Raw genomic sequence first — 15456 nt, forward strand, 5'->3', positions numbered from 1 at the left:
TCCTCCCATGATCTCCCGGATGTCGAGCCTGTTCGTGCGGACCCTGCGAGAGGACCCCGCGGACGCCGAGGTGCCGAGCCACCGGCTCCTCGTCCGCGCGGGGTACATCCGCCGCGCCGCCCCCGGCATCTACACGTGGCTGCCGCTGGGCCTGCGGGTGCTGCGCCGGGTGGAGAAGATCATCCGTGACGAGATGGACGGCATCGGCGCGCAGGAGCTGTCGTTTCCGGCCCTGCTGCCCCGCGAGCCCTACGAGGCGAGCGGACGCTGGACGGAGTACGGCGACGGCATCTTCCGGCTCAAGGACCGCAAGGGCAACGACTACCTGCTCGGGCCCACCCACGAGGAGATGTTCACCCTCGTGGTGAAGGACCTGTACTCCTCGTACAAGGACCTGCCGCTGTCGATCTACCAGATCCAGACCAAGTACCGCGACGAGGCCCGGCCCCGCGCCGGGCTGCTGCGCGGCCGCGAGTTCGTGATGAAGGACTCCTACTCCTTCGACGTCGACGACGCCGGCCTCGAGCGCAGCTACCAGACCCACCGCGACGCCTACATCCGGATCTTCGACCGGCTCGGGTTCGAGTACGTCATCGTCAAGGCCACCTCCGGCGCCATGGGTGGCTCGAAGTCCGAGGAGTTCCTGGCCAAGGCCGCGGTCGGTGAGGACACCTACGTCCGCTGCACGCACTGCGACTACGCCGCGAACGTCGAGGCCGTGCAGGTCCGCGCGCCCCGGCCCACGGCGTACGACGACGTCCCCGCCGCGCACGCGGAGGCGACGCCGGACACGCCCACGATCGACAGCCTGGTCGCGCACCTCAACGAGAAGTTCCCGCGCGAGGACCGGCCCTGGACCGCGTCCGACACGCTCAAGAACGTGCTGGTCACGCTCAAGCACCCCGACGGCACCCGCGAGCCGATCGCGATCGGCGTCCCCGGTGACCGCGACGTCGACGCCAAGCGCCTCGAGGGCCAGATGGAGCCCACCGAGGTGGAGCCCTTCGACGAGGCGGAGTTCAAGAAGCACCCCTCGCTGGTCAAGGGCTACATCGGTCCCGGCGTGCTGGGGGAGAAGGGCGAGTCCGGCATCCGCTTCCTCGTCGACCCCCGGGTCGTGGAGGGCACCCGGTGGGTGACCGGCGCCAACATCGACGGCAGCCACGTCGTCGACCTGGTCGTCGGCCGCGACTTCACCCCTGACGGCACCATCGAGGCCGCCGAGGTGCGCGACGGCGACGCCTGCCCCAACTGTGACGAGGGCACCCTCGAGTCGGCTCGCGGCATCGAGATGGGCCACATCTTCCAGCTCGGCCGCAAGTACGCCGACGCCCTGGACCTCAAGGTGCTCGACGAGAACGGCAAGCTCGTCACGGTCACGATGGGCTCCTACGGCATCGGCCCGTCCCGCGCCGTCGCCGCGATCGCCGAGGGCACCCACGACGAGCTGGGCCTGGCCTGGCCGCGCGAGGTCGCCCCCGCGGACGTGCACCTGGTGGCCACCGGCAAGGACGAGCACGTCTTCGCCGCGGCCGAGCGGATCGCGCACGAGCTCGCGGGTCAGGGCATCGAGGTGCTCTACGACGACCGTCCCAAGGTCAGCCCCGGCGTGAAGTTCAAGGACGCCGAGCTGATCGGCGTCCCCACGATCGTGGTGGTCGGCAAGGGTCTCGCCGACGGCACCATCGAGGTCAAGGACCGGGCGACCGGGGAGCGCGAGAACGTCCCGGCCGACCACGTCGTGGACCACGTGGTCCGCCGCGTCCGTGCCTGAGGCCGGCGGCGTCGACGCCGTCATCTTCGACTGGGGCGGCACCCTCACCCGCTGGCACGACGTCGACTTCCACGCCGAGTCGCTGGCACTGGCCCAGGCCGTGGTGAACTCCCACCACGAGCACCACGTGCACGCCCAGCGCCTGCACGCGGCGGGCGACGCGATCTGGGGTCGCAGCCGCGACCGCCAGCAGAGCTCGACCATCGCCGACCTGTTCGACGAGGCGGGGCTCGACCACGACCCCGAGCTGCTCGGCGCCTACCGGGAGTTCTGGGAGCCGCACACGCCGACCGACCCCGAGGTCGGGCCGCTCTTCGAGGCGCTGCGCGCCGACGGGATCCGGGTGGGCGTGCTCTCGAACACGATCTGGCCCCGCGCGTGGCACCGCGACTTCTTCGAGCGCGACGGCGTGCTCCGGCTGATCGACGGTGACGTCTACACCAGCGAGATCCCGTGGACGAAGCCGTCACCGAACGCGTTCGGTGCCGCGATGCAGGCCGTCGGCGCCACCGACCCGGCCCGCTGCGTCTACGTCGGGGACCGGCTCTTCGACGACGTCTGGGGCGCGCAGAACGCCGGCATGCGTGCCGTCCACATCCCGCTGAGCACCATCCCCGCCCACCAGGTCGGTCACACCGAGGGCGAGCCGGACGCGGTCGCGCACCGGCTCTCCGAGGTGCACACGATCGTCTCCGGCTGGGCCTGAACCGGGGCCCGGAACCACCCCTGAGTTGCAGGTTCGTGCAATGCAGGATTGTGAGGATCGATCTGCATCGCGCCCGTACGCCGTCTGTTGCATGATTTTGCACGAGGAGCTCGTCGGTCCCCCCCACATCGGACGAGTTCCTCGCCGGGCCTCTGTCCAGGCCTCAGCGGTCCGCGTACTCGTCGGCTCCGGGGAGCATCTCGGGAGTTCCCCGGAAGGCGAGTACCCGGACCGCTGCGTCGTTCAGGGCCGTGACCGCCCAGCGTCGCCGCACCCCCGCGGTGTTCGCCACCAGCGAGGCGTAGGTCGCGGCGCATCCCTCCTCCAGCTCCCGCGCGGCCCGGGCGACCCGTTCCGGGCTGTCCAGGCGCGCCGGCAGCTCGTACGACGCCGCCGACGCGACCGGGTCGCCGCCGAGGTCCGCGACGGTCCGGGTGAGCACGTCGCGGCGGGCCCGGTGCTCGGTGTAGGCGGACGAGATCGCGGCGTAGAGGCCCGGCTCCGCGGACCGGGACGTCTGGGCGCCCAGCGCGCCGTACACGTAGACCGCCGCGTGCTCGGCCGCGAGCGTCGCCTGGACCGCGTCGAGCGTGCTCATGCCTCCTCCCCGGCGGGCAGCGGGCTCAGCCGGGCGAGCCGCTGGGCGGCCCCGGCCGACATGCAGGCGAGGACCCGCGCGAGGGAGCCGCTGCGGGCTGCGAGCGAGGCGTCGACGAGCCGCCGCTGGGACCGCTGCTCGCGCACCCGGACCTCCTTCAGCGCGGCCGCGGGACCGGCGTACGAGCCCCGGTCCGCGCCGGCGCTCGGCGGCTCGGCCCCGAGGACCTCGAGGTGGGCGGCGTGCAGGTCGCCGAACGGGCGCACCGCGGACTGCAGCCGGGGGTAGGCCGCCGCGACGGACGCCGCGAGCCCGGCCAGCTCGGTGAGCTCGGCGACCACACGGTCGACCAGCGCGGCGTCCGGATCCTCGGCCGCCGACACGCCCGGGCCGTCGTTGCTGCCGTCGCGACTCGCGTCACATCCCGAGGCCACGACCAGGCCGGCAAGGGCGACGCCGACGGTCGTGCGTCGGGTTGCCGCAGCGCGCGGCAACGAGGGCAAGGGGTGGCGCACGCGCTGACCCTATCGCCGGGCGCCGGGGGCGGCGTCGCGGCCGGGTGAGCCGTGGGCGCCGCAGCCGCTATCGTGGATCCTCGACAACAGCACAAGGAGGTCGCCCACCCGTGAGCAGTGCCAGGCAGGACGCCACCCGGGACCGGATCGAGACAGAGCTCGTCGACCCCTTGAGTGCCCTGGGCCTCGATGTCGAGGCCGTCGAGATCTCGCCCGCCGGCAAGCGGCGGATCCTTCGCGTCGCCGTCGACAAGGACGGGGGCGTGACCCTCGACGACGTCGCCGACGCGACGCGCGAGGTCTCCCGCGTCCTCGACGACTCCGACGTGATGGGGGAGCAGCCCTACACCCTCGAGGTGACCTCGCGTGGTGTCGACCGGCCGCTCACGTTGCCCCGCCACTGGCGCCGCAACGCCGACCGGCTGGTGAAGGTGACCCTCGCCGACGGCTCGGCCGTCACCGGGCGGATCATGGGCTGCGACGACGACAAGGCCACGCTCGAGGTCTCCGGCAAGCGGCGCGACGTGGCCTACGCCGACGTCGCCAAGGCGCTGGTCCAGGTCGAGTTCAACCGCAAGCCGGCCACCGGCGACGACGAGGAAGGGGACGCCTGATGGACATCGACCTGAGCATCCTGCGGATGCTGGAGCGGGAGAAGGAGATCTCCTTCGACGTCCTGGTGGAGGCCATCGAGCAGGCCCTGCTGACGGCGTACCACAAGACGCCCGGCGCCCAGGAGAAGGCGCGCGTCGAGCTCGACCGCAAGAGCGGCCACGTGACCGTGCTCGCCTCCGAGGTCGACGACGAGGGCAACGTAGTCGGTGAGTACGACGACACGCCTGCGGGCTTCGGCCGGATCGCGGCGACGACGGCGAAGCAGATCATGCTGCAGCGCCTGCGCGACGCGGAGGACGACATCCGGTTCGGTGAGTTCTCCGGCAAGGAGGGCGACATCATCTCCGGCGTCATCCAGCAGGGGCGCAACCCCGACGACGTGATGGTCGACCTCGGCAAGCTCGAGGCGCTGCTGCCGTCGGGCGAGCGGGTCCCCGGTGAGAAGTACGAGCACGGCACCCGGATCAAGTGCCTGGTCGTCTCGGTGCGCAAGGGCATGCGCGGCCCGCAGATCACGCTGTCGCGGACCCACCCGAACCTGGTCAAGAAGCTCTTCGCGCTGGAGGTCCCCGAGATCGCCGACGGCACCGTGGAGATCGCCGCCATCGCCCGCGAGGCGGGGCACCGCACCAAGATCGCGGTGATCTCGCGGACGTCCGGCGTCAACGCCAAGGGCGCCTGCATCGGCCCGATGGGCCAGCGGGTGCGCAACGTGATGTCGGAGCTGCACGGCGAGAAGATCGACATCGTCGACTGGTCCGAGGACCCGGCCGAGCTGGTCGCGCACGCGCTGTCGCCCGCCCGGGTGTCCTCGGTCGAGATCATCGACGCGGCGGCGAAGTCGGCCCGCGTGGTCGTCCCGGACTTCCAGCTGTCGCTGGCGATCGGCAAGGAGGGGCAGAACGCCCGACTCGCCGCCCGGCTCACCGGCTGGCGGATCGACATCCGCAGCGATGAGGCGACCAGCGACGCCTGAGGTACGAAGGCGGCGCGTGTGGTCGCCCAGGTCGAGCAAGCGACGCGACTGAGGAACGAAGCGATGTCCTGAGGAGCGAGCGAAGCGAGCGTCTCGAAGGGTCGCGCGAGCGCGTCGAGACCCCGTGAGGGGCGCAGGGCGGTGACCACGGCCGCGCGGGAGCGCCTCGAGACCCAGTGAGCTTGCGCGGGGCAGTCGGCCCCGAGCTCACCCGAGGAAGCCGGTGATCGCCCGCCAGTACGCCGGATCCTCGACCAGGTCGGCGTGGTCGGCGTCCGGCAGGTCGACGACCTCGGGCTCCCCGGGGAGCACCGTCAGGAGGCTGTCGGTGCGCGGGGGCCGGACGAGGTCGTCGCGGCCGGCGCGCAGCACGAGGATCCGGGCGCGCACCTCCGCCGCGACCGCGGCCGAGTCCCAGCGGTCGTGGACCAGCCGGCCCATGGGCAGCCTCGGGAACAGGTCCTGTGCCACCGCCGCGAGGCTGTCGAACGGCGTCACCAGCACCAGGCGCTCGACCGGCCGTCGGGCGGCGACCTGCATGGCCACCCCGCTGCCGAGGCTGCGGCCGACGACGTCGACGCGGGTCCCGGGGTGGCGTGCGGCGACGTGGTCGTGGAGCGCCAGGGCGTCGCGGACCAGGGCTCGCTCGGCGGGCCGGCCGCCGCTGGCGCCGTACCCGCGATAGGCCAGCAGGTAGGCCGTGTGGTCGGGGAAGCGCTCCTCGAGCTCGGGCCGCAGCCAGTCCAGCGGCTCGCCGTTGCCGCCGAAGTAGACCAGGGCCCGGGGCCGGCCGGGGTTGACCTCCCAGCCGCGCAGCGCGACGCCGCCCACCACGAGGTGGAGGGTGGTGCCGTCGGGCGCGATCCGGGTGGCCTTCGCGGGGTAGACGAGCCGCCGGGTCACCGGGCCGAGGAGGGCGGAGAGCACGGGCACGCGGGCACGCTAGCCCACGTCGGCCGGCTCGGGCGGGAAACCTCGGTTCGATATCCGTTGCCCGGGCACGGTAAGGTGGTCGTCAGTGGTTCGCGAACACGTCTCTGCCCCCTGCCCGGATCCCACCGACCCGTCGGTGCCGGTCAGGACCTGCATCGGATGCCGCCAGCGGACCATGAAACGCGAGTTGTTGCGGGTGACCGCCGGCTCGGACGCGAACGGCCTCACCGCCGTCGTACCCGATCCTGACGGCACCGCACCCGGCCGGGGCGCACACCTGCACCCCACCGCCGAGTGCTACGACCTCGCGGTGCGGCGGAAAGCCTTCACCCGTGCCCTCCGGGCCGGGAAGGGGCTGTCCACCGCACCGGTGGGTGACTACCTCGACTCGCGCGCAGTCCGACCGTGATCGACCGACAGAAACTGGAGCAGCAGCTCATGAGCACTCGATGAGTACTTCGCGATGAGTTTGCACAACCACTAACGGTCTCAGTTTCCCCCAGCACCGCTGGACCCGGGTCTGAGGCCAGAAGGAGAAGCGTGGCTAAGACCCGAGTTCACGAGCTCGCCAAGCAGTACGGCGTCGAGAGCAAGTTCGTTCTCGAGAAGCTCAAGGAGATGGGGGAGTTCGTCAAGTCGGCAAGTTCGACCGTCGAGCCTCCTGTCGAGATGCGATTCAAGAAGGAGTTCGGCGAGCAGCTGAAGGCTGCCGGCGCGTCCGCGCCGGCCGAGGCTCCCGCCGCGGAGAAGCCCGCCGCCAAGGCGCCGGCTCCCAAGGCCCCGACCCCGGCGCCCGCGAAGGCCCCCGAGGCTCCGGCCGAGAAGCCTGCCCCGGTTGCCGAGCAGCCTGCCCAGCCCGCGGCTCCCGCCGCCAAGGCGCCCTCGGGCCCCCGGCCCGGCCCGAAGCCGGGTCCGGCTGCCGAGAAGCCCGCCGCCAAGGCGCCGGCCGAGCCTGCCGCCCCGACCGCGCCCCCGACCACGCCCGCGGCCCCCGCCGCGCCCGCGGCGTCGGCGTCCGCGCCGGCTCCCAAGGCGCCGGCTCCCCGTCCCGTCGGGCGTCCCGGTGGCACCCCGCGACCGGGCAACAACCCGTTCTCGTCCAGCCAGGGCATGGGCCGTCGGCCCGCGCCCGGCGGCGACCGTGGCCCGGCCGGTGGCGCTCCCGCCGGCGGTGCCCAGGGCGGCGGCGACCAGCGTCCGCCGCGTCCGCCGGCCGGCCGTGACGGTGGCGCTCCGGGTCGTGGCGGCGGCATGCCGCGCCCCAACCCGGCGATGATGCCCAAGTCCCCGGCCGCCTTCGGCTCCGGTCCCGGCGGTCGTGCCGGTGCGCCGGGTCGTCCCGGTGCTCCCGGTCGCGGTGGTGCCCCGGGCCGTGGCGGTGCGCCCGGCCGCGGTGGCGGCGCTCCCGGTGCCGGTGGTCGTCCCGGTGGCTTCGGCCCCGGCGGCGGTGGCCGCCCCGGTGGCGGTCGCCCCGGCCAGCGTGGCCAGACCCAGGGTGCCTTCGGTCGCCCCGGTGGTCCCTCGCGCCGTGGTCGGAAGTCGAAGCGGGCGCGTCGTCAGGAGTTCGAGGCCATGCAGGCCCCGACGATCGGCGGCGTGCGCGTCCGCAAGGGCGACGGCGAGACCGTCCGCCTGCCCCGTGGCGCGTCCCTGACCGACTTCGCGGAGAAGATCGGCGTCGACGCGGCCGCTCTGGTCCAGATGCTGTTCAGCCTGGGCGAGATGGTGACCGCGACCGAGTCGGTCAACGACGAGACGTTCGAGCTGCTCGGCGAGGAGCTCAACTACGTCGTCCAGATCGTCTCCCCGGAGGACGAGGACCGCGAGCTGCTGGAGTCCTTCGACCTCGAGTTCGGTGAGGACGAGGGCGACGAGAGCGACCTCGTGGTCCGTCCGCCGGTCGTGACCGTCATGGGTCACGTCGACCACGGAAAGACCAAGCTCCTCGACGCGCTGCGCAGCGCCAACGTCGTCGACAAGGAGGCCGGTGGCATCACCCAGCACATCGGTGCCTACCAGGTCACGACCGACGTCGACGGCGACGAGCGCCGGATCACCTTCATCGACACCCCGGGTCACGAGGCGTTCACCGCCATGCGTGCCCGTGGTGCGCAGGCCACCGACATCGCCATCCTGGTGGTCGCGGCCGACGACGGTGTGATGCCGCAGACGATCGAGGCGCTCAACCACGCCAAGGCGGCCGGTGTGCCGATCGTGGTCGCGGTCAACAAGGTCGACAAGCCGGAGGCGGACCCGACCAAGGTGCGCGGCCAGCTGACCGAGTACGGCCTGGTGCCCGAGGAGTACGGCGGCGACTCGATGTTCGTCGACGTCTCGGCCAAGTCCGAGCTCAACCTCGACAAGCTGCTCGAGGCCGTCGTGCTCACCGCCGACGCGTCCCTGGACCTGCGGGCCAACCCCAGCCAGGACGCCCAGGGCCTCGTCGTCGAGGCACACCTCGACCGCGGTCGCGGTCCGGTCGCCACGGTGCTGGTGCAGCGTGGAACGCTCCGGGTGGGCGACTCGATCGTGGCGGGTCCGGCCCACGGCCGCGTCCGCGCCATGCTCGACGAGCACGGTGTCGAGCTGCAGCAGGCCGACCCGTCGCGTCCCGCGATGGTCCTCGGTCTGAGCGCGGTGCCGGGTGCGGGCCAGAACTTCATCGTGGTCGACGACGACCGGATGGCTCGCCAGATCGCCGAGAAGCGGGAGGCGCGCGAGCGTGCGGCCATGCAGGCCAAGCGTCGCGTGCGTCGTACCCTCGAGGACTTCATGGCCTCCATGGAGAAGGGCGAGAGCCAGGAGCTCAACCTCATCCTCAAGGGCGACGTGTCCGGTTCGGTCGAGGCCCTCGAGGACGCCCTCGCGCAGATCGACGTCGGTGACGAGGTCAGCCTGCGGGTCATCGACCGCGGTGTCGGTGCGATCACCGAGACCAACGTCGACCTGGCCGCGGCCTCCGACGCCATCATCATCGGCTTCAACGTCCGCCCCCAGGGCAAGGCGAGCCAGATGGCGGACAAGGAAGGTGTCGAGATCCGCTACTACTCGGTCATCTACCAGGCGATCGAGGAGATCGAGGCGGCCCTCAAGGGCATGCTCAAGCCCGAGTTCGAGGAGTCGGTGCTCGGCCAGGCGGAGATCCGTGCGATCTTCCGCTCGTCCAAGATCGGCAACATCGCGGGCTGCATGGTCACCGGTGGCCTGATCCGGCGCAACGCCAAGGTGCGGGTCATCCGCGACGGCGCCGTGATCGCGGACAGCCTTGACCTGGCCTCGCTGAAGCGGGAGAAGGACGACGCCTCCGAGGTTCGCGAGGGCTTCGAGTGCGGCCTCGTGCTCCGCAACTTCCAGGACATCAAGGAAGGCGATGTCGTGGAGGCCTTCGAGATGCGCGAGATCCCGCGCAGCTGACCCACCGCGAGTCGGCGCAGCCGTCCCCAACCCGGGGCGGCTGCGCCGACTCGGCGATTTGAGAGAGTAGGAACATGAGCAACCCACGGGTGCGCAAGATCGCCGACCGGATCCAGGTGATCGTCGCGGAGATGCTGGAGCGCCGGATCAAGGACCCGCGGCTCGGGTTCGTGACCGTCACCGACGTGCGGGTCACCGGGGACACCCAGCAGGCGACGATCTTCTACACCGTCCTCGGCGAGTCCGGTGCCGAGGAGGAGGCGCTCGTCGGCTCCGCCGCGGCGCTGGAGTCGGCCAAGGGCCTGCTCCGCTCCGAGGTCGGCAAGCAGCTCGGCATGCGTCACGTGCCGTCGCTGACGTTCGTCCACGACGCCCTCCCCGAGAACGCCCGCCACCTCGACGAGGTGCTGGCCCGGGCGCGGGCGGCCGACGAGGCCGTCGCGGCGCAGCGGGGCTCGGCGTACGCCGGGGAGAGCGACCCGTACAAGAAGCCGCGCGAGGAGGACCTCGACGGGGCGGACGCCGACGAGCAGGACGACCTCGACCGGTGACGGCCACCGCCTCCGGGCTGGTCGTCGTGGACAAGCCCGTCGGCCTGACCTCGCACGACGTCGTCTCGCGGTTGCGTCGGCTCGCCGGCACCCGCAAGGTCGGCCACGCCGGCACGCTGGACCCGATGGCCACCGGCGTGCTGGTGCTCGGCGTCAACCGGGCGACCCGGCTGCTCGGCCACCTGATGCTCACCGAGAAGGCGTACGACGCCACCGTGCGGCTCGGCGTGGCGACGACCACCGACGACGCGGAGGGGGAGGTCGTCGCGACCGCCCCCACCGCGGGTGTGGACGAGGCCGACGTGCGCGCCGCGCTGACCGGGTTCGTGGGTGAGATCGAGCAGGTCCCGACGGCGGTCTCGGCGATCAAGGTCGACGGCAAGCGCGCCTACCAACGGGTCCGCGACGGCGAGGACGTGCAGCTGAAGGCGCGGCCGGTGACGGTCCACGAGCTGGTCGTGCACGACGTCGTCCGCGAGGGTGAGCAGCTCGACGTGGAGATCTCGGTGCGCTGCTCCAGCGGCACCTACATCCGCGCGATCGCGCGCGACCTCGGCGCCCGGCTCGGCGTGGGCGGGCACCTGACCGCGCTCCGGCGTACCGCCGTGGGCCCCTACGACCTCGGCGTCGCGCGGACCCTCGACCAGCTCGGCGAGGAGTTCGCGCTGATGCCGATCGCGGAGGCCGCACGCCGGGCGTTCCCGGTCCGTGAGCTCGACGCGGCCCACGCCGCCGACGTGCGCGTGGGCCGGCCCCTCGACGTCGCGGTCGACGGGGTGACCGCGGTCTTCGACCCGGCGGGGGAGTTCCTGGCCCTCTACGAGCCCCGCAACGGGGCCGCCAAGCCCGTCGCGGTCTTCGTCTGAACCCCGCCAGTAGTGTTCTCGCCGTGCACATCTGGCGATCCATCGACGAGGTCCCGCCCGATCTGGGCCCGACCGTCGTCGTCATCGGCAACTTCGACGGCGTCCACCTCGGGCACCGTCACGTGCTCCGGCGCGCCCGGGAGGTCGCCGACGAGCGCGGCCTGACGCTGGTGGCGATCACCTTCGACCCGCACCCGATGGCGGTGCTGCGCCCCGAGCACGCGCCCACCTCGCTCACCTCCGTCGAGACGCGTGCGGAGCTGCTGGGCGAGTGCGGCGCCGACGCCGTGCTGGCGCTGCCGTTCGACCGGGCCGTCGCGGCGTGGACGCCCGAGGAGTTCGTGGAGCGGGTCCTGTTCAGCCACCTGCACGCGGCCGTGGTCGTGGTGGGCGCGAACTTCCGGTTCGGCAACCGCGCCGCCGGCGACGTGGCCACGCTGCGCGAGACGGGCGCCACCTACGGCTTCGAGGCGGAGGGCATCGCGCTGGACGGCGGACCCCAGGTCTGGTCCTCCACCTACGTCCGCACCTGCCTCGCGACCGGCGACGTCGCGGGTGCCGCCGAGGCGCTCGGACGCCCGTACGCCGTGCGCGGCGCGGTCGTCCGCGGCGACCGGCGCGGCCGCGAGCTCGGCTACCCGACCGCCAACGTCCCGACCAGCACCCTGACCGCGGCCCCGGCCGACGGGGTGTACGCCGGGTGGCTGCGGCGGCTGGACACCGGCGAGTCGTTCCCGGCCGCGATCAGCGTCGGCACCAACCCGACCTTCGACGGGCAGCGCGAGCGCCGCGTCGAGAGCTACGTGCTCGACCGGACCGACCTCGAGCTCTACGGCGTGGAGGTCGAGGTCTCGTTCGTCGAGCGGCTCCGGGGCATGGTGGCCTTCGGATCGGTGGAGGAGCTGGTGGAGCAGATGCGCGACGACGTGGACCGTGCCCGCGAGCTGCTGGGGGCGTCTGCGTGACCCGGCCCGACGTCGATGCCGGGGCGCTCCCGGCCACCGAGAGCTGGTTCCTGCACCACGGCCTGACCTACTTCGTGCCGGAGCAGCGCGCCCACGTGCGCCAGGCGGCACGGGCGCGACGCGTCGTACCGTTCCTGCTCGTCGTCGCCGTGGTCGCCACCGGCGCCGGGGGACTGGTGGCGTGGTTCGCCGACCAGCTCACCCTCGGCCCGGCGACGCTGGCGTCCCTGCTGCTGCTGGCGGCCGCCTGGTACGCCCTCACGGCGCTGCACGCCGCACCGATCGTCACCTGGGCGCTGACCCGCACCTTCGGGAGCCTGCGCTCGCTGCTGCCGATGACCACGCGGGCGCTGCCGCTGCTGCTGCTGTTCATCACGTTCCTGTTCATCAACACCGAGGTGTGGCAGGTCGCGTCCAACCTGACCGCCGGCGCCCTGTGGCTGACCGTGGTGCTCTTCCTGGTCCTGGCGGTGGGGTTCCTGCTCGTGCGGCTGCCGGAGGAGGTCGACCGCACGGACGACAACGTGAACGACCAGTTCCTGCTCGACACCTGTCGTGGCACGCCGTTGGAGGAGGCCTGTCGCGACCTGGTCGAGGACCCGGACGCCGACCCCGCGGCGTACGCCGAGATCACCGGCTTCGAGCGGTGGAACCTCGTGCTCGTGCTGATCATCGTGCAGTCGGTCCAGGTGCTGCTCGTGACGCTGTCGGTCTTCGTGTTCCTGATGGTCTTCGGCGCGCTGATCATGACCGAGCCCGTGATGGGCGCGTGGCTCACGTCCCCGACGCACAGCATCCCCGGGGTCGACAGCATCTCCGTGGCGCTCCTCCAGGTCGCGACGTTCCTCTCGGCGTTCTCGGGGCTCTACCTGACCGTCTCCACGGTCACCGACGAGACCTACCGCGAGCAGTTCTTCGGCGGTGTCTCGCGCGAGCTCGAGCGGGCCGTGGGGGTTCGCGCGGTCTACCTCGCCCTGCGCGACCGGGACCGGCCCGCCGTCGGGTGACGGCGGGCCGGTCCGGGTAGCTGATCCGCTGGCGGCTCACCGGGTCTCGACACGCGGGTCGCGACTTCGCAAGCTCAGTCGCGCCGCTTGCTCGACCACCGACGAGCTGATCCGCTGGCGCGTCTCACCTCACGCGTCGAGGTCCTTCTCGACCAGGGCGGCGATCGCGTCGACCGCGGCCTGGTCGTCCCCGGACACCTCCACGGTGTCGCCCTTGCCGGCGCCGAGGGTCATGATCAGCAGCGCCGAGCTGGCGTCGACCGCCTCGTCACCGGGGAGACCGATGAGCACCTCGTGGTCGAGGTCGGCGGCTGCCTCCGAGATGATCGCGGCGGGGCGGGCGTGCAGGCCGACGGCCGAGCCGACGACGACGGACTTGGTGGGCATGGTTCTCCTTCGTTGGTGGACGGTTCGCAGGTTACGCGTGGTCGGGGCCGGCTCAGACCGGCTCGAGCTCGGCGTCGCTCTCACCGAGCGACTTCAGGGCGACCACACAGGCGGCGGCGACGACGGTCCCGGCAGCCAGGGCGATCAGGAAGCCGAAGGTGTGGCCGACCGCGAAGAGGACGAAGATCCCTCCGTGCGGCGCCCGCAGGGTGACGTCCAGGGCCATGGCCAGTCCGCCGGCCACCGCGCTGCCGGCCATGATGGACGGGATGACCCGCAGCGGGTCGGCGGCCGCGAACGGGATCGCCCCCTCGGTGATGAACGACGCGCCGAGCGCCCACGCCGCCTTGCCGTTCTCCCGCTCGGGCAGGCTGAACAGCCCCGGGCGGACGACGGTCGCGAGGGCGAGCCCGAGCGGGGGCACCATGCCGGCGATCATGACGGCGGCCATGACCTTCAGCTCGGGGGCGTCGGACGCGGTCGCGGCCGCCGCGAGGCCGGTGGTCGCGAAGGCGTAGGCGACCTTGTTGAGCGGACCACCCATGTCGAAGGCCATCATCAGGCCGAGGATCACGCCGAGCAGGATCGACAGGCTCGAGTTGTCGCTCATGTTCGTCAGGCCCTCGCTGAGCTTGTCCATCAGCTTGCCGAGCGGCTTGCTGAGCACCACGAGCATCACGATGCCGCTGATCAGCGTGGTCAGCAGCGGGATGAGCAGGACCGGCATCAGGCCGCGGGCCCAGGGCGCCACCTTCCAGCGGGTGATCCAGAGAGCGATGAAGCCGGCCAGGACACCGCCGATGATGCCGCCGAGGAAGCCGCTCTGGGGGAGGCCGAAGCCGGCCAGGTCGACGGCCAGGGCGCCCATCACGAAGCCGGGGGCGATCCCGGGCCGGTCGGCGATCGCGAAGGCGATGTAGCCGGCCAGCGCGGGCACCAGGAACTTGAACGCCGTGGCACCGAGGACGAAGAAGATCGCCCCGAGGTAGGCGAAGAAGCCGCTGTCGAGCAGGGCGTGGTCGAGCCCGAGTGCCGAGGGGTCGGGGAGGTTCCACAGGGTGTTCTTGACGACGATGTCGCCGCCGGGGCCGACGATCTCGTAGCCGCCGAACAGGAAGCCGAGCGCGATCAGCAGACCGCCCGCGGCCACGAACGGGATCATGTACGACACGCCGGTCATCAGGATGCGGCGGACGTGGTGGGTCCATTTCTCGCCGCCCGCGGACTCCTCGGCCGCCGACACGGTGCCCTCCACGCGGGGCGCGTGCGGGTCGTCGGCGTACCGCAGCGCCTCGGCGATCATCGCGTCGGCGTCGTCGATCGGACGCTTCACGCCCGAGGAGACGACCGGCTTGCCCGCGAAGCGGTGCCGGTCGCGGACCCCGACGTCGACGGCGAAGATCACGGCCGAGGCCGCGGCGATCGTGTCGTGGTGGAGCGGGGTCGAGCCGGCCGACCCCTGGGTCTCGACCAGGATGTCGACGCCGGCCCGGGCGGCCGCCGCCTCCAGGGCCTCGGCGGCCATGTAGGTGTGGGCGATGCCCGTCGGGCAGGCGGTGACGGCGACCAGGCTGCGACGCCCGCCGGCCGCGCCGGCGGTGGTGGTGCCGGCGGGTGCCTCGGCGACCGCGGCGGCCCCGGCGGCCCCGGTCGTGGCGGCCGCAGCCGCCTTCGCCGGCGCGGCGCTGGCAGCCGGGGTGAGGCCGAGCTCGTGCTCGATCAGCCCGACGACGTCCTCGCGGGTCTCCGCCTCGCGCAGCGCGTCGGTGAACGCGGGCTTGACCAGCGCGCGGGCGAGCTTGGTCAGCAGCTGCAGGTGGGTGGTGTCGCCTCCCGCCGGGGCCGCGATCAGGAAGGCCAGGTCGGCCGGCCCGTCCTTGGCGCCGAAGTCGACGCGCGGGCTGAGGCGGGCGAAGACCAGGGTCGGGTCCTCGACACCTGCCGTGCGGCAGTGCGGGATCGCAATGCCGCCCGGGAGCCCGGTGGTCGAGGTCGACTCGCGCGCGAGGGCGTCCTCGGCCAGCCGGGCGGTGTCGGTGGCGCGGCCCGCGCCCCCGACCACGTCGGCGAGGGCCCGGATGACGTCGAGCTTGTCGGTGCCCAGGTCAACGTCGAGGCGAACCAGATCGGTGGTGATCAGGTCGGACAT

15 protein-coding genes are annotated in these 15456 nt (G+C 72.5%); 10 read left to right on the top strand and 5 right to left on the bottom strand.

The window, feature by feature from the left end; genetic code table 11:
* Positions 1–7 precede the first annotated feature (7 nt).
* Both ABD268_RS12900 and ABD268_RS12905 read left to right on the top strand, forming a co-directional pair.
* Positions 8–1774 carry a proline--tRNA ligase gene (locus tag ABD268_RS12900; protein WP_344152546.1) on the top strand — a complete coding sequence of 589 codons (1767 nt, stop codon included), beginning with the start codon at positions 8–10 and terminating at the stop codon, positions 1772–1774.
* The gene (locus tag ABD268_RS12905) at positions 1767–2480 is read left to right on the top strand and encodes an HAD family hydrolase (RefSeq protein ID WP_344152549.1); all 714 of its coding nucleotides are present in this window, start codon (positions 1767–1769) and stop codon (positions 2478–2480) included. The genes ABD268_RS12900 and ABD268_RS12905 overlap by 8 nt, the downstream gene beginning before the upstream one ends.
* A 163-nt stretch (positions 2481–2643) precedes the next feature.
* Here the strand turns inward: ABD268_RS12905 and ABD268_RS12910 are convergent, their stop codons facing one another.
* Together ABD268_RS12910 and ABD268_RS12915 are read right to left on the bottom strand one after the other, a co-directional pair.
* The gene (locus ABD268_RS12910; RefSeq protein ID WP_344152553.1) at positions 2644–3078 is read right to left on the bottom strand and encodes a ferritin-like domain-containing protein; all 435 of its coding nucleotides are present in this window, start codon (positions 3076–3078) and stop codon (positions 2644–2646) included.
* Positions 3075–3593: a hypothetical protein gene (locus ABD268_RS12915; RefSeq protein WP_344152556.1), complete on the bottom strand. Its 519-nt coding sequence runs from the start codon at positions 3591–3593 to the stop codon at positions 3075–3077. The genes ABD268_RS12910 and ABD268_RS12915 overlap by 4 nt, the downstream gene beginning before the upstream one ends.
* A 110-nt stretch (positions 3594–3703) precedes the next feature.
* On the opposite strand from ABD268_RS12915, the gene rimP reads away from it, so the two are divergent.
* Both rimP and nusA read left to right on the top strand, forming a co-directional pair.
* Positions 3704–4207 (top strand): ribosome maturation factor RimP, encoded by a 504-nt coding sequence (rimP, locus tag ABD268_RS12920; RefSeq protein WP_344152559.1) that lies wholly within the window; start codon positions 3704–3706, stop codon positions 4205–4207.
* Positions 4207–5184: a transcription termination factor NusA gene (nusA, locus tag ABD268_RS12925; RefSeq protein WP_344152562.1), complete on the top strand. Its 978-nt coding sequence runs from the start codon at positions 4207–4209 to the stop codon at positions 5182–5184. Before rimP ends, nusA begins: the two co-directional genes overlap by 1 nt.
* A gap of 207 nt (positions 5185–5391) precedes the next feature.
* On the opposite strand, the gene ABD268_RS12930 is transcribed toward nusA, so the two are convergent.
* The gene (locus tag ABD268_RS12930) at positions 5392–6117 is read right to left on the bottom strand and encodes an alpha/beta hydrolase (RefSeq protein WP_344152565.1); all 726 of its coding nucleotides are present in this window, start codon (positions 6115–6117) and stop codon (positions 5392–5394) included.
* A gap of 136 nt (positions 6118–6253) precedes the next feature.
* On the opposite strand from ABD268_RS12930, the gene ABD268_RS12935 reads away from it, so the two are divergent.
* From ABD268_RS12935 to ABD268_RS12960, 6 genes are all read left to right on the top strand, one after another.
* Entirely contained in the window at positions 6254–6526 is a 273-nt protein-coding gene (locus ABD268_RS12935; protein WP_344152568.1) for a YlxR family protein, read from the top strand.
* Positions 6527–6657: 131 nt separating this feature from the next.
* Positions 6658–9531, top strand: a complete 2874-nt coding sequence (gene infB, locus ABD268_RS12940) for a translation initiation factor IF-2 (protein ID WP_344152571.1) — start codon at positions 6658–6660, stop codon at positions 9529–9531.
* A gap of 74 nt (positions 9532–9605) precedes the next feature.
* A complete protein-coding gene (gene rbfA / locus ABD268_RS12945; protein ID WP_344152574.1) occupies positions 9606–10082 on the top strand; it encodes a 30S ribosome-binding factor RbfA in 477 nt (158 codons plus the stop codon).
* Positions 10079–10948, top strand: coding sequence for a tRNA pseudouridine(55) synthase TruB (gene truB, locus ABD268_RS12950; protein WP_344152576.1), 870 nt, complete (start codon positions 10079–10081; stop codon positions 10946–10948). Before rbfA ends, truB begins: the two co-directional genes overlap by 4 nt.
* A gap of 23 nt (positions 10949–10971) precedes the next feature.
* Positions 10972–11913, top strand: a complete 942-nt coding sequence (locus ABD268_RS12955) for a bifunctional riboflavin kinase/FAD synthetase (RefSeq protein WP_344152578.1) — start codon at positions 10972–10974, stop codon at positions 11911–11913.
* Entirely contained in the window at positions 11910–12920 is a 1011-nt protein-coding gene (locus ABD268_RS12960) for a hypothetical protein (protein ID WP_344152581.1), read from the top strand. The genes ABD268_RS12955 and ABD268_RS12960 overlap by 4 nt, the downstream gene beginning before the upstream one ends.
* 129 nt (positions 12921–13049) lie before the next feature.
* Here ABD268_RS12960 and ABD268_RS12965 read toward each other — a convergent pair whose 3' ends face one another.
* Together ABD268_RS12965 and ABD268_RS12970 are read right to left on the bottom strand one after the other, a co-directional pair.
* Positions 13050–13307 (bottom strand): HPr family phosphocarrier protein, encoded by a 258-nt coding sequence (locus ABD268_RS12965; RefSeq protein ID WP_344152583.1) that lies wholly within the window; start codon positions 13305–13307, stop codon positions 13050–13052.
* Positions 13308–13359: 52 nt separating this feature from the next.
* Positions 13360–15456 (bottom strand): PTS fructose transporter subunit IIABC, encoded by a 2097-nt coding sequence (locus ABD268_RS12970; RefSeq protein WP_344152586.1) that lies wholly within the window; start codon positions 15454–15456, stop codon positions 13360–13362.

It is taken from the genome of Nocardioides koreensis (assembly GCF_039531775.1).
Taxonomy (GTDB): domain Bacteria; phylum Actinomycetota; class Actinomycetes; order Propionibacteriales; family Nocardioidaceae; genus Nocardioides; species Nocardioides koreensis.

Bases quoted from the DNA above. Each gene is read 5' to 3' on its own strand.
- ABD268_RS12900 (WP_344152546.1), top strand. From the start codon at position 8: ATGATCTCCCGGATGTCGAGCCTGTTCGTGCGGACCCTGCGAGAGGAC.
- ABD268_RS12910 (WP_344152553.1), bottom strand. From the start codon at position 3,078: ATGAGCACGCTCGACGCGGTCCAGGCGACGCTCGCGGCCGAGCACGCG.
- nusA (WP_344152562.1), top strand. From the start codon at position 4,207: ATGGACATCGACCTGAGCATCCTGCGGATGCTGGAGCGGGAGAAGGAG.
- rbfA (WP_344152574.1), top strand. From the start codon at position 9,606: ATGAGCAACCCACGGGTGCGCAAGATCGCCGACCGGATCCAGGTGATC.
- ABD268_RS12965 (WP_344152583.1), bottom strand. From the start codon at position 13,307: ATGCCCACCAAGTCCGTCGTCGTCGGCTCGGCCGTCGGCCTGCACGCC.
- ABD268_RS12970 (WP_344152586.1), bottom strand. From the start codon at position 15,456: ATGTCCGACCTGATCACCACCGATCTGGTTCGCCTCGACGTTGACCTG.